This window comes from Mucilaginibacter robiniae (assembly GCF_012849215.1).
GTDB lineage: Bacteria > Bacteroidota > Bacteroidia > Sphingobacteriales > Sphingobacteriaceae > Mucilaginibacter > Mucilaginibacter robiniae.
In genome coordinates, this window is sequence record NZ_CP051682.1 from 4,440,959 (window position 1) to 4,464,761 (window position 23,803).

Consider the following 23,803-nt stretch of genomic DNA (forward strand, 5'->3'; position numbering starts at 1 on the left):
ACTAAAAACGTTGTGTTAAATCGGAAATAATATTGCGAATAGTGTAAGGAGTATATGAGTATAAATTACTGATTTATCCGAAAAATAAATAAGTAACCAGTATGGCGGCAATTACGCCTGCCAAGTCGGCAATTAAGCCCGCAGGCACAGCATAACGTGTTTTTTTGATACCTACCGAGCCAAAGTACAAAGCCACTATATAAAATGTAGTATCAGCTGAACCATTAAATACGCAAGCCATGCGGCCAATAAAACTGTCAGGCTTAAATGTTTTCATGGTATCCAGCATCATGGCCCGGGCACCCGAGCCGCTTAATGGTTTCATGAGGGCAACTGGTAATGCGTCGGTAAAACGGGTATCTACCTGCAAAAAACTGAACAGCCATTTAAAGCCATCTACAAAATATCCCAAAGCGCCTGATGTACGAAATACACTGATGGCAGCCAGCATAGCCACCAGGTAGGGGATGATGCGTACCGACGTTTCAAAGCCGCCTTTGGCTCCTTCTACAAAAGCCTCAAACACGTTTACTTTTTTATAAAGCCCACCAGTAATAAAAATGATCGGAATAATAAACAGCAGTAGGTTGCTGGTAACTTTTGATATCAAACTAATTTGGTCATGGCTTAAATAAACGGTAAAGTACCATACCACTAAGCCAATAAAAGCTGTTAAGCCTACCAACCAGGCTAGTACAACACTATCCAGTAAATTGATACGTTGTTTAACAGCAACTGCCAGCAAGCCAACTACAGTAGCTACGTAGGTGGCAATAATGCACGGAATAAAAATGTCAGTCGGGTCATGCGCACCTAATATGGCCCGTTGGGCAATAATACCAATTGGCAGCAGGGTAAGGCCAGAGGTATGCAGTACCAAAAACATAATTTGTGCATTGGAAGCTGTTTCCGGATTAGGGTTTAGTTCCTGTAAGCTGCTCATTGCTTTCAGCCCTAAAGGGGTAGCGGCATTATCCAGACCCAGCAGGTTAGCCGAAAAGTTCATCATCATTTGTCCGGTAGCTGGATGGTTTTTAGGTACTTCCGGAAACAAACGATTAAAAAATGGACCTACCAGCCGTGACAAAAAACGTATAGCACCTGCCTTTTCACCGATATTCAGTATACCTAGCCAAAGAGCCATATTGCCAATAAGTGGTAGTGCAATATCCATCACTGACGACTTGGAAGAATCAAACAAACCTTCCACCAGTTTTTGAAACGCATCTACATCACCTAAAAATATAAGCTTACCTAAAGTAATTACAAACGCAATCAGGAATAAGGCTACCCAAATATAATTTAAGGCCATGTAGTATTATTAAATATTGGTGAAGGGCAAAAGTGCTGTGCAAATTTAATGTAAGCTGATCTGTTTTTATCAGTAACTGTATAGAATGATCTGTCCTTTTCATTAAAAAAGTATTACTGCTAAAATTTATAGATTAACCTCGGGCTGAACTAAGTTACGTTGAATTTAGCAGAGGTTTAAAGTCGGCACGTGTAATATATTTGTGGCTAAACCTATCAATTTACGCAAATTGAACAAACATTCAGGCTCAAAATTCTAAATTAGCCGCATACAAGAACTATACAATGTCTGTAATTGAACTAAGCCGTGTAAACGGAGATTATGGCTTTGAAGCCTATGATGAAAATGGCCATACTGTACGTATGGATAGTAACCCTGAAATGGGCGGCCAGAATTTTGGTGTACGCCCCATGCAGATGTTGCTGATGGGTTTAGGAGGATGCTCTGCAATTGATGTGGTGAGCATATTGAAAAAGCAACGGCAGGAGATAACCGGCTATCGAATGCAAATTAAAGGTGATCGTGAAGCTGGTATTGAACCTTCATTATGGAAAAATATCACCATCGAGATACATTTGGAAGGCAACGTTGATGAAGAAAAAGCTAAACGTGCTGCAGAATTATCATTCAATAAATATTGCTCAGTATCGACCACTCTTGAAAAAGCCGGCGCTACTATTAACTGGCAGGTGTTTGTACATCCTGCAAAATAATTAAACTTTAAAATTTATTTATGTCAGATTTACACCCTATAAGTAAAGCTATACGCATACAAACACCACGAACACAACAACACGAACATTCAACGCCGTTGTACTTAACCAGCAGCTTCACTTTTGATGAAGCCGAAAGTATGCGAGCTGCCTTTGCTGATGAATCGGATGATAATATATACAGTCGGTTCAGTAATCCTAATGTGGATGAATTTATTACGAAAATGTGTATGCTGGAAGGAGTAGATGATGGTTTTGCTACCTCAACAGGTATGAGTGCCGTATTCTCATCTATGCTGGCTTTGCTTCAGCAAGGCGACCATTTATTATGCTGTAGTTCTGTATTCGGGAGCACCTTTACTGTGGTTACCAAGTATCTGCCTCGTTATGGTATTACCTGTACATTGGTTCCGGCTAATGATGAAGCTGCCTGGGAAGCTGCCGTACAGCCTAACACTAAAATGGTGTACTTGGAAACGCCAACCAACCCTCAATTAGAAGTAATTGATTTAGCTTGGGCGGGTGCTTTCTCTAAAAAGCATAATTTAATTTTAAACGTAGATAATTGCTTTGCGACACCTTTATTGCAAAAGCCAGCTGAATATGGCGCTGATATCATTGTTCATTCGGCCACAAAGTGGATTGATGGGCAAGGCCGTGTAATGGGCGGAATTATTATAGGTCGTGCCGATCTGGTAAAAGAAATTTATTTGTTCTGCCGCAATACGGGACCATCTTTAGCACCTTTTAATGCTTGGGTACTTAGTAAAAGTTTAGAAACTTTAGATGTGCGCTTGCAACGTCATTGTGAAAACGCTTTGAAAATAGCCGAAACTTTACAAGATCATCCGCAAGTGGCTTGGGTAAAATATCCATTTCTGCCCAGCCACCCACAATATGAAATTGCTAAAAAGCAAATGACTTCAGGCGGCGGTATATTGTGTTTCGAAATAAAGGGCGGCTTGGAAGCAGGTCGTAAGTTTCTGGATGCTTTAGATATGCTTTCTGTTACCGCCAACTTGGGCGATAGCCGCAGTATCGCTTCGCATCCTGCCAGCACTACACATTCTAAACTAACAGATAAACAACGTGCTGCCGTAGGCATTACCCCGGGGCTTATCCGTATATCAGCTGGATTAGAAAAGGTTGAAGATATTATTGCTGATATTACACAAGCACTTGAGAAAAGCGCTGTGTAAAAAAATTAAGTTGTGTATGTATTGAATACAGTAGTGTTGCTTAGTAGATACACAACTTACAATTGTAAAACTAACTGTATAGAATTTTGAACAGGTGCCAAAAGCTTTATATACGTTCAAAATTTAAATTATTTAAACCGATTACAATAACGGTATAGCTGTATTCTAACTGTTTCGTAAACTGCTCATTATTAATAATTTGTTAACAGTTTAGTGGAGGTGCAATTTTTTGTTCTCTCAGTTTTTCACAAACATTATTTTAGTTAATCGTTTGATTAATGGCATTAATGTTGACTAATGGAGCGCATGCTGTAAGTTGTTAATACAGGTACAGCAAGAACAAAAATTTGTACAATATGAAAATGAATTTAAAAAAATCTGCCATGTTACTCACAGGAGTGGTAATCAGCAGCAAACTATTTGCACAAACTCCTGATACTACTGCCATGTCAAAAAGTTATGTGCAGCCATTCTCTGGCAGCGATAACTTCCGTACATGGTCAATCGGTTTAAATGGTGGTATTCTTACACCTTATACAATCCTGCGCGGTAAAGAGAACGACTACAGAACACCAAATGAAAGATGGGGTTACGGTGGTTACATCAAAAAACAAATTTTACACTCATTAGGCTTACAAGCCGATTTCTTTAGAGGTCACGTACAAGGCACTACACCTGCTGATGCAACTTATGCGTACAACAAGTTTGAAACTAAAATTAAATATGCGGTTGACATTAGTGCAAACATTACTATTGCAAACATCAACTGGTTACATAACAAGAGCTTGTTACAACCATATGTTACTGTAGGTGGTGGTTCAATGGCTTATAGCACATCATTGTACAATAGTGTATCTTCATCACAAAACCCAAATGCACGTAGCAATGATTACCACCAATTCTACATTCCAGTGGGTGCTGGTTTAAAAGTAGGTTTGGCTCCAGGTATCAACTTAGATTTAGGTTATCAAGTTAACTTTGTACAAAGTGATAACGTAGATGGTTACACTTACGGTAACAGCAATGATAAATTTGCTTACGCTCACGCTGGTTTAGAGTTCGCTTTAGGCAAACGTTCAAAACCACAATTAGCTCGTCATAACCCGGTATCTTCAATGCGTACTGAGTACTTAATGTCTGAGCGTGCTTTGCAAATGCAATTAGAACAACAAAAAGGACAAAACGATCAATTACGTAACGATCTGAACACTACCAACGCTAACTTAGCTCGCTTAACTACAGATAGCGATGGTGACGGTGTATTGGATATTGCAGATAAGTGCCCTAACACACCAGCTGGTACTAAAGTTGATGGTTCTGGTTGTGCACTGCCTACTCCAGTAGCTCCGGTAAGGGTATATGTTACTGAAGAAGACCGCAAAGTAGTTAAAGAAGCTATCAGAAACTTAGAGTTCGACTTGGGTAAAGCTACTATTCGTGAGCATTCTTTTGAAAGCTTAGACCGCGTAGCTGAATTGTTAGTAAACAAAAATTTTAGCTTGAAATTAGCTGGCCATACTGATAACACTGGTTCTGCTGAATTGAACTTGCGTTTATCAAAAGATCGTGCTGAATCTGTGAAATCTTACTTAGTAAGCAAAGGCGCTAATCCATCACGTATCGAAGCAACTGGCTATGGCCAAACCCAACCTATTGCATCAAACAAAACTGCGGCAGGTCGTCAACAAAACCGTCGTGTTGAGTTCACCCTGTTTTAACGATAATAATTTGTGATTAATAGAAGAGGCCGTCTCATAAGTCAAATATGAGGCGGTTTTTTATTTAGTTATGATTTTTGGTTGGAAGGTTGAGTGAAAGATGTCAGCAGCCGTTTAAGAACCGGGGGATTGATTCTAACAGGTTCTAAAAGTCTATAAAAAGCTTGTTTTCAGGTTTTCCATTTTCTTAGGTTATGTGCGATGGATAATAAGCCGATTTCGACCTCGGCCTTGGACATCCCTTTCAGCAGGAATCGTCTGAAGCCATGGTTATGCTTTAATTGGGCGAATACCGGTTCCACATCGGCCGGCCTTCGTTTCCTGAGGTTGATACCCTGTTCTGTATTCAACCGTTCTTTGGCTGCCTGTTTATGTTGTCTTAGGCTGTGGTTGATCTCAACGACCCGGTTACCCTGTGTAGTATGGCAAACACCACGCATCGGGCAACCTTCACAGTTCTGGGCACGGTAACGGCTGATCAGTTGTACAAAACCAGATGAAGTGACTCGCTGACCGTTACCGATATGCGCCATCCATTGACCTATCGGACAAACAAGGTAATTCTCCGCTTCGTTATAATGCAGGCTGTCGTTACTGAACGCTTTGATACCGTCCTTTTGTTCCTTATCGAACGTATTGTATTTGATGTAAGCCTCAATGCCTTTTCGCGCTAACACACCGTAGTTCTCATCCGATCCGTAGCCGGTGTCGGCAACAATGGCTTTGGGCAGGTCTTTATATAAGGCTTGGTATTGTTCAATATGGGAAGACAAGGTTTGGTAATCGGTTGAGGTTTGATGCAGGGTATAATTAAGGATGAATTGCTCCTGGGTGGATATCTGCAGGTTATAGGCCGGCTTAAGTTGTCCGTTCAGCATATGGTCTTCCTTCATCCGCATGAAGGTGGCATCCGGGTCGGTCTTTGACATGCTGTTACGGCCGGCTAATAACTTTTCCTGCTCGTCATACCGTGCCAGGCTCTCCGGCCAGTGCTTCTTTGCGTAGTTCAGCTTTTGCTTTACTTTTTTGTCTACGTCTTCTTTATCATCTAAGGCTGCATTGATCTTTGAGATGGTTTCCTTTACTTTCTCCGGGTTGATCTCACTATATTCCAAGGGCGCTGTATCTTTTAGTTCTTCGGCGGCAATGCTTTGCGCATAACCCCACAGTTCATCAAGCTGGGCTTTCATCTTATCTTTATTCGCCTTGATGTTTTTGCCCCATACGAAGGTGTACTTGTTCGCCGCTGATTCGATCTTGGTACCATCAGTAAAAACGGCTTCTTTCAAGGATACGATACCTTCCTGCTCGAGCAGCAACACGATTTGTGAGAAGATCTGCTTTAAGACGCCTGACAACTTCTCGCTGCGAAAACGGTTGATGGTGTTGTGGTCGGGCTTTTTCATCCCTAAAAGCCACATGAAGTGTACGTTCTGCGCGGCCTGTTCTTCCAGTTTGCGTGAGGAATAAGTATTGGTCAGATAGCCGTAAACCAGCAGCTTCAGCATCAGCCGGGGATGGAAACTTGACGCCCCGCCGCCTTTGTACTTCCGGTTGATCGGTTTGACATCTACCGTGTCCACGACCTGTTTAACGATACGGACCGGATGACCTGTCGGTACCAGTTCCTCCAGTTTGTACGGTAAAAACGTTAACTGGTCTGGATCATATTCCTTAAAGACTATCTTGCCTCCCATGTCTTTAAGATACAAAAATCTCCTTAAAACAATAAGAGGCTGCCCTTTTCAGACAGCCTCTTATTTTATTTGATATGAAATGTGTTGATTAAAGTTGATGCAGCGAATAAATTCGCCCTATATACCTTCAAAAAAGCTGATTAATCCACCAAAGTAACTATCGTTCCAGCCTTCAACCATATCCTGGTAAGCTTCATCCGGAATATTGATGTGTCGTAATTCCACTGATGATGAACCCTGTTTATCGGGGTGCAACTTAATAGTAACTATAGATGGTTCATTCTGCCCGTCAAAGTACCATTGTTGTACAATTTTTTTATCCTGCTCAAACTCCAGGTTTTTGCCTATAATACTGCCATCCCACATCGAGAATTCTGTATCAGGTGTGGTCGACATTTCTGCCGGCTCACCGGTCCACAGTTCTATGGTAAATGGATTGGTTAGCGCCGGATAGATTTCCTCAGGCATAGCCGGAACTATATAATATTTTTTATAATCTTTCACCTCCGCAATTTACGTAAATAAATACTATACTTCGTGCTTTACTACGGTGCCAATCGGCAATACGGTTTTATTATATACTTCATTAAGTACATTAGCTATACCTGTGTATATGGCTGATGCGCCGCATACAATGCCTTCATAGCCGGCAAAATGTTCAATGCCCTTATTGCTGGTAGTATGTCCCATAGCAAGCAAGAAAAAAAGAATGGTTAACGTAGCAAAAATGAATTGTAAAGCTCGGCTAAGCCGTAGGGTGCCGAAAAACAAGCATAAGGTAAATAGGCCCCACATAGCTAAATAAGCCGCCATACTGGCATCACTAGGGGCAGCTATCCAGCCTAGCTTAGGCATAACAATCAATCCAACTAACGATAACCAGAAAAATCCATAAGAAACAAAAGCGGTAAGGCCAAAGGTATTGTTTTTACGCACTTCTATGATACCAGCAATAACTTGCGCTAGGCCGCCATAAAAAATACCCATAGCTAATATCATGGAACTTAGTTCGGTAAAGCCGGCATTGTGAATGTTGAGTAATACGGTTGTTAAACCAAAGGCACACAGGCCAAGTGGTGCAGGGTTGGCAATGCCATCCTTCACCACAACAGGAGTTGTTGGAATCATAACAAGAAGGTTTTAATTGGGTTAAGCAGCCAATATAATCAATTCGTTGCTCAATATCCAATTTACAACAAACTCATTTAAGGCTTATTGGTTATATTTTGTATATGCAAAAACTAGTTTTATTGCGCCATGGCGAAAGTGTATGGAATTTGGAAAACCGCTTTACCGGTTGGACGGATGTTGACTTATCGGCAGAAGGCTGCAAACAGGCTGAACATGCCGGGCAGTTGTTGAAAAAACACGGTTATACTTTTGATGTTGGATTTACCTCGGTACTTAAACGTTCTATTAAAACTTTGCACACAGTTTTAGATGTGATGGACATGTTGTGGATACCAGTACAAAAATCGTGGCGGTTAAACGAACGTTTTTATGGAGCTTTACAAGGCTTAAACAAAGAAGAAACTATTGCCAAGTATGGCGAAGAACAAGTACACAAATGGCGGCGAGATCCGCATGAACATCCACCAGCAATAGCTGAAGATGATGAACGTTTTCCTGGTCACTACTTGCGGTACAATGATTTAACCTATCGCGAGTTGCCTTTAACTGAAAATTTAAGTGAAACCATGAATAGGGCACTACCTTTCTGGCACGAAAGTATTATACCAGCCTTACGGCAAAATCAAAAGGTGATTATTTGTGCGCATGGCAATAGTTTGCGCGCCTTGATACAGTATATTGACAACCTGACGGATGAGCAGGTAACTCAACTGGATATACCCACCGGGACTCCTTGGGTGTATGAATTGGATGATCGCTTAAACCAAATCAGGCATTACTATCTGGATTAAATTGAAAGATAGTTAAGTTGTGAGTCAGTGTAAAAAGTAAAAGTCCGTAAGACTTTGATGAAGTATTCACCTCAGTATCTTACGGGCTTTTTAATGTATAAAATATCTTAGCTCTTACTGGTCTTCAGTACTTAATGCTAAGCCCCAGTCTCGGCCTTTGTCAACAGCCGGAACGCCTTTGTCCATCCATACTGGCATAGGAGCACCTTTCAGGAAATGATCAAAGTATTGCTGTTCACGTATGCTAATATCCTTACGGTTACGACGCTGAACCAAGTTATGTGCTTCATCATTGTACTGTAGCAACCATACTGGTTTGCCTAAGCGGCGCAAGGCCGAAAACATTTCAATACCCTGGTACCATGGCACAGCTCCATCTTTATCATTCGACATAATAACTACCGGCGTATGTACATTAGGTAAATAAAATAAAGGTGAATTTTCAATGTACAGGTTAGGATTGTCCCACAAGTTAACGCCAATGCGGCTTTGACCGCGTTCATACTGGCCTTCACGGGTAATACCGCTTTCCCAGCGAATACCGCCATAGGCTGAGGTCATGTTAGCTACCGGAGCACCAGCCCAAGCGGCTGCATACATATCGGTTTGTGTAATCAGGTAAGCTACCTGATAGCCGCCCCAGCTTTGTCCCTGAATGCCCACGTGCTTGCTATCTACCCAAGGGTTTTTCTCTAAAGCTTGTACGCCAGAATTAACATATTCTACAGCCGATGCCCCAGGATGACCAGTAGTATAGCTGATATCAGGCGTGAATACCAAATAACCATTGCTTACAAAAAAAGAGATAGGCAAACGTGATGGGGTAGGTGCTGGTGGTACGTAGCTGTATAAGGTTTCGCTAACCTTCTCGTAAAAATATACCAGCATTGGATACTTTTTGGTTGGATCAAAATTTTCTGGTTTATAAAGAATACCTGTAGAATTATGCCCTACTGGAGTCGTCCAGTGCACCAGTTCTGCAGTACCCCAATTGTATTGTGCTTGTTGCGCGTTAATGTTGCTAAGCTGCATTTCTTTTTTCAAGTCTGAAGAAACATACAGGTTAGGCGATTGCTGATAACTTTCTTTTGTGTAGATGTACACATCAGCCAGCTTGGCTTTTTGCAGATTACCATAACGGTAAGGCAATAATACTATTTGCTGTGGTGCAGCACTGCTGCCTAAAGCTTTTTTATAATAGCCCCACTGTTTGGTTTCATCATTTTGGGTAAGTAACCACAGTGGCTTTTTAGTAGAAATATATCGATCTTCATCATCCAGGTTGGCAGCTGCACCGAACATACGGCCACCCGGCATAGGGTAGCGGAAAACAAGATGTTGTTTACGCCCGACACCATTGGTGAAGTTGGTAGCTATGCCTGTAGCTGGGTCAATGCTCCAAAGATCAAAACGATCATATATCAAAACGCTTTTATCGCCTGCTGTCCAGCCTGATATACCATAAGGGTTCGGGTCTTCAGGTACATCATTATCTTCTTCACCCATTTTCACGCCGGTAGAAGCTGTCAGATTAACCGTTTTACCCGTAGTGATAGCATAGCTGTGCCAGTTTTGATCTTTTGAATCAAACCAAACCACATAGTTGCCCCCTGGCGATAAGTTGTAACGCGCTTTCATGCGTGCATTAATTCGGTGACGTTCACCTGTGCGCGTATCAATTAAATAAGCTTCTTGTAAGCTGCTGCCCCAACTAGCTTGTATACGCGCGCCGGTATCGGTTACGCCCAAACCATAGCGGCTATCGCTACCATCAGCCAGTTGTACTTCTTGTATGCCTTTATCAGCATTGTATCAATTTATGATTAGCCTCATTAGGATGAATTACAGCCAGGTAGCTACGGCGTAACTCCCGTTGCAAATTGTTTAACTGTTGCGGTTGTAGGTAATCGTCTTTATAGTTCCAAATGTCAAGTTTGGCTGTTTCAAAATCAACTAAGGTAGTATCCACCGCTTTAGGGATAGGAGCGGTTCCGAAAAAAAGGTTTTTGCCGCTTTTGCTGAAGTATATACGGCCATCACCGCTTACAGCCCAATTATTTGTCATGCCTGGTGCACCAGCTGCTGAAATTACTATAGCACTATCTTTTGCAGTATTGTAGTAATATAGCTTGAAAGGTTTAATCAAGGCTTTCTCTGGGTTCTTTTCAGCAGCGAAAGCTAACTGTACACCGGCGTCATCGAAAGTTATGTTGCGGTAGGTTCCACGACCGGTGCTTACTGGTTTTATAACATCTTTTTCAATGTCATACAAATACACACCAGATTTTACATTATCGCGACTCCGGCGAGGAGCAACAACCGAGTAGGCTAGCATTTTACCATTTTTGCTTAGCTGGTATTCGGTTACATATTTGAAAGTACGTTCTTTATCGTTAAGCAACTGCCTTACAGTTAGGTTAGCTCCTTCGCGTGTAGGTGGTGCTATAGTGGTAGCAATTGCCCGACGTGAAGTATCATTAGCAGCTGGGCGAGCTACAGTATCAGAAGGAGCCAAGTAGGCAATTACAGAAGCTTTATCTGCAACTTTAAATGAACGAACGCCAGGTATTTTAGTGATGGCGGTATTGCCTAATACCATCAAGCCCAAGGTGTCTTTTGGAAACTGATCAGGACGCTTTTTTTTGATGCGTGCCATACGGGTAGCCGCATAATAGGGACGTATTAAGAACAAAGCATATTTTGAGTCGTTGGTAAAACGGGCTGTATCTGCACGAGGTATAGTTAGTTTATTGGTGTTTTTAGCGCTTGTAATAACCAAGCTGGCATTACCTTGTTGTGGCTTAACAGCGTACAACACCCATTTACCATCGTTACTAATACGATCGTTGGTTACACTTTGCCAACTATCGTAAACGGAATGATCAAGCGGCTTTTTACTGCTGTTTTGGGCGAAAGCACCAAATCCGGCAGCAGAAAACAAACTTAGTAGTAAAATTTTATGCATTTGTAGTTGAGGTTTTGATTAATTAATTAAAAATGTATAAAAAATGGTGGGATAAAAGGTTGGTGATGAAAAAGTTACAATGAATAAATTCAAAAATGCAGTGCACTAATGCAGAGCTTACAATAAAAAAGCACCAGAATATAGTGATTAGACATATATTCTGGTGCTTTATGCTGTATTGTTAATGGTATTTTTATTTCATGCTTTTATTTAAAGCAATTACGGCCTGATCGAAATGCTCACGTGCTACAATAAACTGGATGTTTACTTTACGTAAAGCAAAACCTGCACTAATAATGTTAATACCGGCATCCGCCAAAGCTTGTGCTGAAGTAGCTAGTAAGCCGGTACGGTCCATATTGGAACCAATCAGGCAAACCATAGCAACTTTATCAACCGTAATTCTTTCAAAATTAGCTTCCAGTTGCTTGATTAACTCATCTTTTAAATCCTTTTCCCAAATTACGATAGAGATACTGTTCGCACTAGTAGCTTTGAAGTTGTAGCTTACATTATACTTGGCGAAAATCTGCATAATCTGCAAATCAGTACCTACATTGCCTACCATTAAAGGATCGTAAATATCCACTATCACCAACTTGTTGGTGCCGGTAATAACCTCTACATGCTTGGTGGATGATACATATTCGCGCGTAATCAGCGTGCCTGGATGTTCAGGTTCGAAGGTGTTTTTGATGCGCAAATTAATATTGTTAATTTCGAGTGGTTTAGATGCTTTCGGGTGAATGGCTTCCATACCCACATCAGCTAACTGATCGGCTACATCATAGTTTGTAAAACCAACAGGAATGCAGTTATTAATACCTACCATTACAGGATCGGCAGAGCATAGATGATACTCTTTGTGGATAATGACTTCACCAGGTTTTAAGGCTACCGCAATTTTACTGAAAGTCACTTCAGAATAGCCGCGGTCAAACTCGCGCATAATACCTTCTGTACCTTTAGTATAACCTGTAACAATGCAAATGGTAGAAGCAAAATCAATGTCCTTAAAGGCGTGCTTAATACGCTGGTCAATAGTATAAGGCTCGTGGTCATGAAAGCCACTTAAATCAACCAATGTAGCATGAATACCCATGTTTTGCAGAATATTGGTAAATACAAATGCTGAGTGCGTTTCGCCAATAGACGCTAAGATTTCGCGGGCAGCCTGCAAAATACCTTCAGTGCTTACATAGCCTGAGGCCAATATGCCCGATAAATTTTCCAGAAACCGTTGTGCATGTCGCACGTGCTTTTCAATAAAATCATCAGCAGTGGCTAAATCCAATCCCAACGGCTCATATTTTTTATTCAGTTGTTTTAACTGAACAATAAGGTTATCCAGCGTGCCTTTAAAATCTTGTTGCCGTACTATCAAGTGATAAACGCCAGGTTCGCCGGTCTTTTTATTTTCAAGCAACAGGTTGGTTACACCAGAAAAAGCCGACACTACAAAAATGCGGTTGTACAACTCAGAACCAGAACGTTTGTACAGAATTATATTTTCAATTACATCGGCAAGTGCACTCATAGAGGTGCCGCCAATTTTTTCTACAGTTAACATTATATAGAAATATATTTTTATAAAAGCTGCAAATTTATTGTGTTTAGTTGATAGTTCATAGCTTATAGTTGAGTGTATAAAGCTAGAGCTTTGAACTTATAGGAATACCAATAAATTTGCTCATAGTTAGCCTGATTTGTATTAGGTACAACACCATTTTAGCGGTGTTTGCAGCAAATATTTAAACCCAAAACAAGGTATTTTTGGTATTCATGTACGTTCAAGTCATCAAAAAATAAACACCAGAACATAGCCACAGTTTAACTTTGCAGATCAACCTTCTTTCTTGTACAAAACTCCAGCTTTATCTGCTGAGAGTTTAATACCTTTAATCATGGCTGAACTAAAGCCATTGTGCTCCATTTCATTTAAGCCAGCAATAGTACAACCTTTAGGTGAAGTTACTTTATCAATTTCTTGTTCAGGGTGTGAAGCCAGTTGCAGTAGCAAGTCAGCAGCGCCTTTAGCGGTTTGTGCAGCCATTTTCAAAGCATCATGGGCGTGAAAACCAATTTCGGTACCACCTTGTGATGCGGCGCGGATGGAACGTAAAAAGAAGGCTACGCCACAAGCACACAGGGCAGTGGCAGAGGTCATGAGTTCTTCATTAATCTGTATGCTGATACCTACCGTATCAAACATGGATTTTACCAATTGCAGGTTTTCGGCGTCAGCTCGGTCGGCAGCAATGCAGGTCATAGAGTGGCCGATGGCAATGGCCGTGTTAGGCATAGCCCTGATTACCTGTACATCCATACCTAAATACTGACGGATATCTTCACAGCTTACACCTGATATAACCGATATGAATAGTTGTTTTTCAGTCTGAATATTAGGTTTGATCTCATCTAATAATTTATTTAGTTGCTGCGGAAGCACAGCTAAAACAATGATGTCTGCTTGTGCCACTGCGGCTGCATTGTCGGCAGTAGTTTGATACCCTTGATTGGCTAAATCATTTAAGGCTGCTACGTTGCGGCGGGTTAACGTAATTTGTTGAGGCTGATATTGTTGGGCTTTAACCAATCCTTTAGCTAAGGAAAGGCCAATGTTACCGCTGCCTAAAATGGCTATATGTTTTGCTTGCATACTTTTTTATTGAGTTAAACGTGTACCAAATGGTTGCTGCTGTTTGAGTTTATTAATTTCATCTGACTTACCGATAATAACTGCACGTACGCCATTGGCAATGGCTGCAAAAGCATTATCCATCTTTGGTAGCATACCACTATGAATAATCTCGTGTTTTTTTAATTCGTCGTACCGTTTAGGATTGATGTCATGGATTAGTGAATCATCATCATTTATATCCTGCAACACGCCTTTTTTCTCAAAACAGTAAACCAGTGTGGTTTCATAATATTGTGAAAGTGCTACCGCTAGGGCCGAAGCTATGGTATCTGCATTGGTGTTCAGCATTTGTCCATCGCCATCATGTGTCAAAGCACAAAAAGCTGGAATAAAATCTGCCTCAACCAACCTGCTAATATTACCTGCATTTACTGAACCTTCATCCAAATCGCCCACAAAGCCGTAATCGATAGTTTTTACCGGACGTTTTTTAGCACGTATAAAGTCACCATCAGCACCGGTAAGCCCTATAGCATTACTGCCGAAGCGTTGTAACTGGGCTACAATGTTTTTATTAATCAATCCAGCATAAACCATTGTTACCACGCGCAAGGTTTCAATATCAGTTATGCGGCGGCCATCTACCAGTTTACTCTCTATACCCATACTTTCACCTATTTGAGTAGCTATTTTGCCACCACCATGTACCAGTATTTTATAGCCTTCAATAGCCGTAAAATCTTTCAAAAAATAGTAGAGGTTTTCAGAATTGTCAATAACGTTGCCGCCAATTTTGATAACGTATAATGGTTTCATATCACAGATGTACTTACAAAAAAGAGATGTAGCGGCTATTATACTGAAATATCAACGGAATAAACTACACAGATTGAAATATACTTTGATGATAGCTGGAACAAATACATTTCTTTTTCATAACAGTAAGAAAATTTCTGCACTTTCGAAAATACATGCATAATACAAGAAGTGGAGTTTTTTAAAGGGTAGGAGAATTAGCAGCTAATCCAAACATAACCCATCATTTTGCAGTTCTATCAACTGAATTTGCTAGTTACAATTTATTATGGGTTTAACACAAACTCCTTCGCAGTCTCAAAAATCAAATAAAAAGCGCATAGTCATTGTTGGTGGCGGTTTTGCCGGTATAAACTTAGGTCGACAACTTAAAGATCAGGATGTAGAAATCATTATGCTAGATAAGCATAATTACCACACCTTTCAGCCTTTACTTTACCAGGTAGCTATTGGTGCTATTGAAAGCGATGCTGTTGGTTTTCCGCTACGCCGTATATTTTCCGGACAGAAAAATTTTGCCTTTCACATGGCTGAAGTGCAAAAGATTAACCCAGAAGCTAACACCATAAGTACCTCAATAGGTGATGTACCGTACGATTACTTGGTTATTGCTACTGGTTCCAACACAAACTTTTTTGGCAACAAAGAGATGGAGCATTTTACTATGCCCATGAAAAGCATACCGGAAGCACTGAATATACGCAGCTTGGTTTTACAAAACCTGGAGCAGGCAATGGTAACTTCTGATCCCGCTGAAAGAGAAGCCTTGCTTACTTTTGTGGTAGCTGGCGGAGGCCCAACAGGTGTTGAGCTTTCAGGTGCTTTTGCAGAAATGCGGCAGAATATGTTGCGTAAAGATTTTCCAGGATTCGACGTTAATGAAATGAAAATCTATCTGGCCGAAGGTAAACCTAAGCTGATAGCAGCCATGTCTGAGCAGGCATCGGTTAAATCTAAGGAGTTTTTAACTGACATGGGGGTAACCATTTACAATGGGGTACATGTGCAAAGTTATGATGGCTTGGTGTTGAAAATTGATAATGGTGTTACTTTAAACACCCGTAATGTATTCTGGACAGCCGGCGTACGTGGTGAAGTACCGGATGGCTTACCGCCTGAAGCAATTACCAAGGGTACCCGCCTGCAAACCGACGAAGTAAACCGGGTGAAAGGCTATTCTAACATTTTTGCTATAGGTGATGTGGCTGCTGTAATTACTTCAGATACGCCAAATGGTCACCCCGGAGTAGCTCCTGTTGCCATACAGCAAGGCGCACATTTAGCTAAAAACATAGTACACCTTATAAAGGGCGAAGATACGGAACCTTTCAAATATCATGATAAGGGTTCATTGGCTACTATAGGACGCAACCGTGCTGTAGCTGATTTAGGTAAATTTAAGTTTCAAGGCTTTTTTGCTTGGATTTTGTGGTTGTTTGTTCATATTATGTCATTAGCTGGATTTAGCAATAAGCTGATTGTGTTTTTTACCTGGTTAATTAATTACTTTAGTAAAAATACAGACAATCGTATGGTGGTTAGGTATTTTGATACTAAAACGATGATGACTGATCCTGTTGCTAAGTAAAAATTACATTTTAACAATATATTATCAATTAAATGTTAACAATAAACAACAACTAGTGTTAGAGTATAAATAATTAACAACACTAAAACTCAAATCATGGCAACAAACACCAATCCGCAACATAGCGAAGGCCCAGTAGCTAAAGCTATTGAACAACAAACGGCAAAATTACCATCAGACATTTTCCTGTGGGCTTCATTAGCTTCAATGGGGGCTTCTTTAACTTTAAAGTTTATGGGTAAGGACAAAACAGCTTTATTTGTAGGCCAGTGGGCAGCTCCATTTTTGCTGCTAGGTTTATACAATAAAATTGTGAAGCTGGAAGGCAGCGATCCGCAAAAGTAATCAGTATCTGAATCGTCCTGAAATAGGTTGACAGATTTTACGATAGTCCCAGTTACGAGAGTAGCTGGGATTTTTGTTTATAAACACTTTGCGGTGTTTTCATTATCAAAGATAAGTGTGGCCTTCGATTATTGTATAGATCAATGGCCTTTTCAGTCAATAATTTTGCATGTAGTTTTGATCTCATAACATTACCAAGGCCAAACTCTTCTTTCAAGGTCCTGTTCATTCGTTCCGCTAATGCATTTTCATAAGGGTCACCATTCTCTGTCATACTCATTTTTATTTCGTGCTGATCAGCTATACTTACATATTCTGCGCTGCAATATTGCAGGCCCCGGTCTGAATGATGAATCAACGGATATTGTTTATTTTGTCTGTTCTTAACAGCCATCTGAAAAGCCTGCTTCATTTGGGCTGCTTCCATATTGTCAGCTATAGCATAGCCCATTATCTTCCTGCTGTAGGCATCGGTAACCATATTCAGGTAACAGTTCCCCTCGTCAGTTTTAAGATAGGTGATATCACTTACCCAAACTTCGTCAGGTCGTCCGGCAACAATGCCTTTGATCAGGTTAGGGTATTTTCTTAACCAATGCTTTGACATCGTTGTCTGTACATACCGACGCTTGGGCAGAATAAGCATACTGTGCTTTCGCAGCAATGCAAACAGTTTGTCCCGACCGAACTTGATCTGCTGTGCCTGTAGACTATCTCTGATCTGGTGGTGAAGCTTTCTGCCGCCTAAGCGGGATAAGACCTTGCGCTCTTTATCGACAAGTTGTTTTACCTGTAATTCATGCGCTGCTCTGTGTGCCTGCTCTTTACAGTGTTTATAGAAATACTGTCGGCTGTATCCTAAAACTTTAGCTACTGATCCAACGGTTCGCCGTTCTTGCTTTGAGCCTGTTCTGTAGCTTCTGACAACAGGCTCAAATACTTTTTTCTGATATCTGTATGCAACTGACTATCGGCTATATCGATCGCCCGGTTCAGTATTTCTTTCTCTTGCTCCAGGCGCTTTAGCTTCTTCTCCAGTTCCCTGATCTTTTTACTGGGCGTATCTCTTTTCATGGTTTCCGATTCTTTCCAATCTAATCTACCATGTTTTCGCAACCAAACCAAAACGGTACTTCTTCCTTGGATGCCATAACGCAGTTGGGCCTGTTTGTAAGTAAGCTCGCCTTTTTCTACCGCATCTACGATCTCCAGTTTAAAAGCTAAACTGTAATCTTTTTGAGTCTTCCTTTGATAACTCTTAACTTCTTGTTCTTGCATTTGTTAACACTTATTGTGTCAACTTATTTCAGAACCTTACAACATAAGCAAATAAAAAAAGCCGGCTAATGATTATTCATTAGCCGGCTTTTTTTATTTGCTTATACTGCTACTAAAGGAACGTAGTACCCAAATAAGTATACCAATTATCAAGGCAATAAGCAGACCTATAAAAATCCCGCCTTTAAAGGCATCACCAATGAGTGAACAGCCTGATGTAGTAAAAATTAAAAGAAGTATGAATAAATAGTAAACTTGCTTTTTCATCTGAGTGTAGTTTGTTGATAGTACAAACAACAAACATTTAGGTTTTTTAATTTGTCTGTTTACATACATCATGTTTAATCAGGTACAAAAAAAGTAATCTACTGTTCTTGTGCCTGATCATGCCCATTAGCTTTTTATTGTAAAAGATCGTTCAATAGTTTTTTGAGTTAACCTCGTTTGTGTATCTGGTTGCGAACCGCCCACGCTCACCATAATTTTGCCAGGTAGCTCTTTAGTTATGCCATCTTTGCTGGTTATAGATAAGTCTTGTGGTGATAAGTTAAAAGTTAATGATCTGCTTTCACCTGCCTTTAAGTAAATACGCTTAAACCCTTTTAATGCTCTAATTGCGGTTTTCATTGGGCTATTAGGATGAGAAACGTACAATTCCACTACTTCTTCACCATCTCTGCTGCCGTTATTGGTAACTTTAAAAGTTACCGGAACTGCCTTGTTGCCATCTACTGCACTTGGTAAAGTTAATTGACTGTATTTAAAAGTGGTATAACTTAGGCCATACCCGAAGCCATATAAAGGTTTATCGGTAAAATAGCGGTAAGTACGATTGTTCATGGAGTAATCATCAAACTTGCTCAAGTCATCATCGCTTTTGTAAAAAGTTACAGGTAAACGGCCAGCTGGATTATAATCGCCGAACAGCACATCGGCAATGGCCGTACCTCCTGATTGGCCTCCATACCATGCATTGAGAATGGCCGATGTATTTTCGGCTTCCCAAGGTATGGCAATAGCACTTCCAGTCATTATTACAAATATTACTGGTTTACCGGTTTGCTTCAATGCTTTTAATAAGTCGGTTTGCACTTTAGGTAATTGAATAGAAGTGCGGTCGCCACCTGAAAAGCCTTCATAGTTCACGCGCATTTCTTCACCTTCTAATTGAGGAGATATACCGCCAACAAAAACAATAGCATCAGCATCTTTTACCCGCTGCGCTATAACATTCAGATCTGCTTTTATGGCTACTCCAGCTTTAAAGTTAAATGTTGCCCGACCTTCAGTTTGTCTATATTCTAATTTAATGTGATAAGTTTTACCCTGAACAGTACTCAGTACATAACTTTTTACACCCATACCATCTGGCTCACCGCTTAAGGTACGTTCCTGCCCATCAATAACTAATTTGTATGGCTTGTTGCCGCTTAGCTCAAAAGTAATTTCATCAGTACTGGGAGCCGTATAGTTGGTTGTCCAACTAGCTGAAAAGTTTTTTTGACTAACATTGCCAGTCACGAAAGTGCCTTCACGCCAAATGTAATTTATAGCAGATTCTATACGTGTAGCTGCCGGCGTTCCACTTAAATCACCGTTCTGGTAATACTCTGCTTTAAAACCTTTGTGTCCATCAACACGACCCACTTCACCCAAATCAATGTTGCGGGTATAGCTAGCGCTCGTATAATTGATAGCTTGGTCGCAGAATACATCTGCATTGTTACTCAGCTTCGCTTTTATTGCTTTATAGGGGGTGCTGATTTCAGATGGAAAACCGTTATAGTTACCTAGTACGCTGTTAGCGTTATCTGCATTTGGACCTATTACAGCTATCTTTTTTAAAATTTTACTGAGTGGTAAAGTGTTGTTTTGATTTTTGAGCAGTACAATAGATTGGCGAGCCATTTTCAAAGCATGTGCTTTATGTTCTGGTGCTTCCAATGCAGCTGTAGTAATCTTATCATACTTGTTACTACCTATAGGATCAAACAAGCCTAAGCGGAAACGTATGGTAAACAATCTTTTTAGCGAAACATCAATTTGCTGCTCGGTGATTAAATGATCTTGAACCGCTTTGTATAGTGATAGGTAAGATACATTGCCGCATTCTACATCGGTACCGTGCAGTACTGCATCAACTGAGGCTTTTTCGGCATCGGTGTGCGTTTTATGTTTTTGATAGAAGTCATCAATAGCGCCACAATCCGAAGTCATATACCCCGTAAACTTCCACTGGTTACGTAGAATATCAGTGAGCAAAATATCGCTGCCGCAGCATGGCTGACCTCTGAAAGCATTATAGGCACACATTACACCGGCAACTTTAGCATTCACAACCAACTCACGAAAAGCCGGAAGATAGGTGTCCCACAAATCATAATCATTTACATCAATGTTAAACTCGTGGCGTAAAGGTTCTGGGCCGCTATGTACAGCATAATGTTTGGCGCAAGCTGCTGCTTTTAAATATACCGGATCGGTGCCTTGTAAACCAGTTACAAAGGCTTTGCCCATAGATGCGGTCAGAAATGGATCTTCGCCATAGGTTTCCTGCCCGCGTCCCCAGCGCGGATCACGAAATATATTGATGTTGGGAGTCCAGTAGGTGAGGCCTAGATAAATGCCTCTTTGATTCTTTTTAATGCTTTCATTGTAAATAGCGCGTCCTTCGTCTGCTGTATATTCAGCCATCTGGTGCAAAGAGTTCACATCAAAAGTGGCTGCCATGCCAATAGCTTGCGGGTAAACTGTTACTTTAAAGGGCGTGCGTGCAATACCATGCAAGCTTTCGTTCCACCAGTTGTATGCTGGTATGCCTAAGCGTTCAACAGCAGGGGCGCTGTTTAGCATTTGCGCTACCTTTTCCTGCAAGGTTAACCGGGATACCAAATCATTAACCCGTTGCTCGATAGTAAGAGCTGGATTCTGAAACCTATATAGGTAATTGCTTTTGGGCTTGATAGGAACATAAGAAGCACATATTGTTAATAGGGCTATACCGAACAGCAATAGCTTAAGTTTTTTTTTCATAACCAGTATGTTATAGGTTTACTAAATTGGTTTTAGCAAAACTATAACAATCGATTGCAATTTAAAGAGAAAAGTAAAAAACATACCTTAGTTTTCAATAGTATTATTTGCTACTAAATAAAGATATGTAACTTTCCGCAGGGGTCTTAAATCTTATCTGGCCATTACTTACTTTTTTGTTGCCCAACAGTTTAAAGGCATTTTCCTTATCAGTAATATACACATTAAACGAAGTAGCGTTATTAGGTAATCCTGTTAGTGCTACTTCGCGTGTAGAACCATTATTAACCAAATGGATAGCGTAAGTTCCGGTGGCAGTATTACCTAAAGCAGCTCCTGATACGTCTGCTTTATTGCACTGTAGCGGCATAGCCGACAAACCAGCAGGTGTTGAAGACAGTTGTTTTAAGTTCCAGAACCGTTGGGTAGGGCGCAGTGGCAAATTATCACCAAAAATACCGCCGCCAGCTAGAGGCGAGTAATCAGCTGTAAGTTGCCATTGCAGAATAGATGCTGGTTGGCAGATAGAGAGCAAGCGCATGTATAAATTAATTTCTTCGCGTGCATAATCAGGTTCCTGGAATATAGCAGGGTACTGCCAGGCAGCAGCATCAATACTACCTTCGGCTACCAGCAAAGGAACATTGATTTTACTGGCGGCATCAGCCCATTTTTGCAAGGTTGATGTTTCCCAGCCCCGCCATGAGTGGAAAGATATAGCACCAATATATTTGCGGGCTTGGGCATCATTTAATGCCGGATAGATAAATGTATAGCTGTTCGCATCTGAGTTATCACCTAAGAGCATTTTGGTTTGTATGCCTCTTGATTGAAAATATGCACCTAAGCCTTTAATGAAATCATCATGTTGTTGTGCCGTAAGCCTTATATTAATACCTAAATCTGATTCATTGAAGGAAAATAGCTTAGGTTCAACACCATAGTTATCTTTCAGGTAAATAATGTAATCAGCTATCGATACATAAATTTTCTGCATGTGTTCTGCATCAAGCGGGTTACCCCAAATTCCGTTTACAGGCTCATTATGAAAGGTACCTTCAATAGCCCAATTTGGTGCCGACCATGCTGATAATACAAAGGGAATGCCCATTTTACCTAAGCGTTGCGCCATCTCCATCGCTTTGCTCACTTGGGTAGGTAGCTTACCAGCTTTAGCATTTTGAATAGGATCGATATGTAAATCAGGATGCCAAAATCGCCAGGGCATTTCTACACGCCCCCAAGCCACACGCAGGTTTTCCAAGCTATAATCAATTACCTGAGGGTCGGTAGTTGGGTTTTGTAACCGGAAATTACCACCTAAGCCCGCAAAACTACGGCCTTGCTGCGTGGCATTGAGTACCAGATTAATAGACGATTTATCAACAAGACCTGAAACTTCGATAGTAAAGGATTTATTTACAATTTGGCCCTTAGTTATATGATTTAGTAAAATAGGGTAGTAGATATACACGTCACCAGTTTGCGCATCTTTTCTTACAAGAATAGAATCTTTGTTTTCAGTTTTAACTCTTAACTGCGTTGCTGGTGAAGTATAAATAAAGCTACCCGAGCTAGTAGCTGGCATATTTTTTAAGGAATTACTGCTTAGTACTTTCCAATCAAGCGGCTGCTTATTGTTATTAAACATTAAACGGCTTTGACTAAAATCTGGATGGGGCAACCTGATAACAAAGTAAGCTCCGGTTATATTTGTATCAATATGCGAGGTTAGTTTTACGTCTATTTGCGCTTTTCCATTACCATTATCAGTAATCGTTTCTAGAAAAAATAGACTATCTAAGTTTGTAGTAATAGTTTGTGCATTATTATTTCGGGTGTATCTAGGTCTTTGCTTTTCGCGTCCTGTAGTTAGTATTTGTTTACCATCGTTTTGAATATACTGTAAGCTAGTTTCAAACGAAAATAACTGACCCTTTTTGCGTATACCTGTTACATTGCCCCAGGCAGTTACCTGTGGTTGACTGTAGGCATAAGCCGTAAATAAAAAGAATATTAGCGTTAATAAACGATATTTTATGGATAACATATAAATTTAAGTAGTCGGTAAACTTACAGGTTTGATTATTATATGATACGTTTTAGAGCCACACAAGTTTATACAAGCCCAAAATAAACCTATTCGCCCCAAGCAGTGATTATCAAGTTTCTTTGTCCGCCGTAGTTACGGTGTTCACACAAATAAATTCCCTGCCAAGTACCCAGTGCTAGTCTGCCATTGCGTATGGGTAAAGTTACCGAAGTGCCTAACATTGCCGCTTTCAAATGGGCTGGCATATCATCTGAGCCTTCATCATTATGCAAGTAATCCGAGTCATTTTCAGGAACTGCTTTGTTAAAGTAAGTTTCAAAATCTTTTCTTACCGTTGGGTCAGCATTTTCATTAATAGTTAGTGAAGCTGAAGTATGCTGTATAAACACCTGACATAGTCCTGTCTTGATTTCAGTTATTTGTGGTATCGCTTGTACAATTTCTGTTGTAATTAAGTGAAACCCTCGAGTACGTGCCCGAAGCTGTAAGGCCTGCTGGTAAATTTTCATACATTGTAAAGTAA

General features: G+C 40.6%; 19 protein-coding genes and 1 pseudogene. 6 read left to right on the forward strand and 14 right to left on the reverse strand.

The features are described 5' to 3' along the window. Positions 1 to 73: 73 nt before the first annotated feature. Entirely contained in the window at positions 74 to 1,312 is a 1,239-nt protein-coding gene (locus HH214_RS19395; RefSeq protein ID WP_169610464.1) for a nucleoside recognition domain-containing protein, read from the reverse strand. 284 nt (positions 1,313 to 1,596) lie between these two features. Between HH214_RS19395 and HH214_RS19400 the strand changes: the two genes are divergently transcribed. From HH214_RS19400 to HH214_RS19410, 3 genes are all read left to right on the forward strand, one after another. Next, positions 1,597 to 2,025, forward strand: a complete 429-nt coding sequence (locus HH214_RS19400) for an OsmC family protein (RefSeq protein ID WP_169610466.1) — start codon at positions 1,597 to 1,599, stop codon at positions 2,023 to 2,025. Positions 2,026 to 2,045: 20 nt separating this feature from the next. Next, positions 2,046 to 3,224 carry a trans-sulfuration enzyme family protein gene (locus HH214_RS19405; protein ID WP_169610468.1) on the forward strand — a complete coding sequence of 393 codons (1,179 nt, stop codon included), beginning with the start codon at positions 2,046 to 2,048 and terminating at the stop codon, positions 3,222 to 3,224. Positions 3,225 to 3,607: 383 nt separating this feature from the next. Next, positions 3,608 to 4,942, forward strand: a complete 1,335-nt coding sequence (locus HH214_RS19410) for an OmpA family protein (RefSeq protein WP_248282148.1) — start codon at positions 3,608 to 3,610, stop codon at positions 4,940 to 4,942. A gap of 170 nt (positions 4,943 to 5,112) precedes the next feature. Here the strand turns inward: HH214_RS19410 and HH214_RS19415 are convergent, their stop codons facing one another. From HH214_RS19415 to HH214_RS19425, 3 genes are all read right to left on the reverse strand, one after another. Next, on the reverse strand, positions 5,113 to 6,639 hold the full coding sequence (locus tag HH214_RS19415; RefSeq protein WP_169605910.1) for an IS1182 family transposase: 1,527 nt from the start codon (positions 6,637 to 6,639) through the stop codon (positions 5,113 to 5,115). A gap of 117 nt (positions 6,640 to 6,756) precedes the next feature. After that, positions 6,757 to 7,143, reverse strand: coding sequence for an SRPBCC domain-containing protein (locus tag HH214_RS19420; RefSeq protein ID WP_169610472.1), 387 nt, complete (start codon positions 7,141 to 7,143; stop codon positions 6,757 to 6,759). A 24-nt stretch (positions 7,144 to 7,167) separates the two neighbouring features. After that, a complete protein-coding gene (locus tag HH214_RS19425) occupies positions 7,168 to 7,767 on the reverse strand; it encodes an acetate uptake transporter (protein WP_169610474.1) in 600 nt (199 codons plus the stop codon). A 104-nt stretch (positions 7,768 to 7,871) separates the two neighbouring features. Here HH214_RS19425 and gpmA point away from each other — a divergent pair, with 104 nt between their 5' ends. After that, complete coding sequence (gene gpmA / locus HH214_RS19430; protein WP_169610476.1) at positions 7,872 to 8,561, forward strand: 2,3-diphosphoglycerate-dependent phosphoglycerate mutase; 690 nt, start codon at positions 7,872 to 7,874, stop codon at positions 8,559 to 8,561. 114 nt (positions 8,562 to 8,675) lie between these two features. Here gpmA and HH214_RS22180 read toward each other — a convergent pair whose 3' ends face one another. The 5 genes from HH214_RS22180 to argB form a co-directional block, all read right to left on the reverse strand. Beyond that, positions 8,676 to 10,310 (reverse strand): alpha/beta hydrolase family protein, encoded by a 1,635-nt coding sequence (locus HH214_RS22180; RefSeq protein ID WP_248282149.1) that lies wholly within the window; start codon positions 10,308 to 10,310, stop codon positions 8,676 to 8,678. Positions 10,311 to 10,362: 52 nt separating this feature from the next. Continuing rightward, positions 10,363 to 11,526, reverse strand: coding sequence for a hypothetical protein (locus HH214_RS22185; protein WP_248282150.1), 1,164 nt, complete (start codon positions 11,524 to 11,526; stop codon positions 10,363 to 10,365). Positions 11,527 to 11,719: 193 nt separating this feature from the next. Then, positions 11,720 to 13,096, reverse strand: a complete 1,377-nt coding sequence (locus HH214_RS19440; RefSeq protein WP_169610478.1) for an aspartate kinase — start codon at positions 13,094 to 13,096, stop codon at positions 11,720 to 11,722. 273 nt (positions 13,097 to 13,369) lie between these two features. Beyond that, positions 13,370 to 14,185, reverse strand: coding sequence for a pyrroline-5-carboxylate reductase (proC, locus tag HH214_RS19445; protein ID WP_169610480.1), 816 nt, complete (start codon positions 14,183 to 14,185; stop codon positions 13,370 to 13,372). Between the two features lie 6 nt (positions 14,186 to 14,191). Further along, complete coding sequence (gene argB / locus HH214_RS19450; protein ID WP_169610482.1) at positions 14,192 to 14,983, reverse strand: acetylglutamate kinase; 792 nt, start codon at positions 14,981 to 14,983, stop codon at positions 14,192 to 14,194. Positions 14,984 to 15,251: 268 nt separating this feature from the next. Between argB and HH214_RS19455 the strand changes: the two genes are divergently transcribed. Continuing rightward, a complete protein-coding gene (locus tag HH214_RS19455; protein WP_169610484.1) occupies positions 15,252 to 16,571 on the forward strand; it encodes an NAD(P)/FAD-dependent oxidoreductase in 1,320 nt (439 codons plus the stop codon). Between the two features lie 96 nt (positions 16,572 to 16,667). Then, positions 16,668 to 16,916, forward strand: a complete 249-nt coding sequence (locus HH214_RS19460; protein ID WP_169610486.1) for a hypothetical protein — start codon at positions 16,668 to 16,670, stop codon at positions 16,914 to 16,916. A 52-nt stretch (positions 16,917 to 16,968) separates the two neighbouring features. On the opposite strand, the pseudogene HH214_RS19465 reads toward HH214_RS19460, so the two are convergent. From HH214_RS19465 to HH214_RS19485, 5 genes and pseudogenes are all read right to left on the reverse strand, one after another. Further along, positions 16,969 to 17,748, reverse strand: a pseudogene (locus HH214_RS19465) (IS3 family transposase); the annotation flags it as partial. Positions 17,749 to 17,786: 38 nt separating this feature from the next. After that, positions 17,787 to 18,194 carry a transposase gene (locus HH214_RS19470; RefSeq protein ID WP_169606075.1) on the reverse strand — a complete coding sequence of 136 codons (408 nt, stop codon included), beginning with the start codon at positions 18,192 to 18,194 and terminating at the stop codon, positions 17,787 to 17,789. A gap of 393 nt (positions 18,195 to 18,587) precedes the next feature. Beyond that, positions 18,588 to 21,227, reverse strand: a complete 2,640-nt coding sequence (locus HH214_RS19475; protein WP_169610488.1) for a glycoside hydrolase family 3 C-terminal domain-containing protein — start codon at positions 21,225 to 21,227, stop codon at positions 18,588 to 18,590. Positions 21,228 to 21,330: 103 nt separating this feature from the next. Continuing rightward, a complete protein-coding gene (locus HH214_RS19480) occupies positions 21,331 to 23,277 on the reverse strand; it encodes a glycoside hydrolase (protein WP_169610490.1) in 1,947 nt (648 codons plus the stop codon). Between the two features lie 89 nt (positions 23,278 to 23,366). Then, positions 23,367 to 23,789 carry a secondary thiamine-phosphate synthase enzyme YjbQ gene (locus tag HH214_RS19485; RefSeq protein WP_169610491.1) on the reverse strand — a complete coding sequence of 141 codons (423 nt, stop codon included), beginning with the start codon at positions 23,787 to 23,789 and terminating at the stop codon, positions 23,367 to 23,369. Positions 23,790 to 23,803 lie beyond the last annotated feature (14 nt).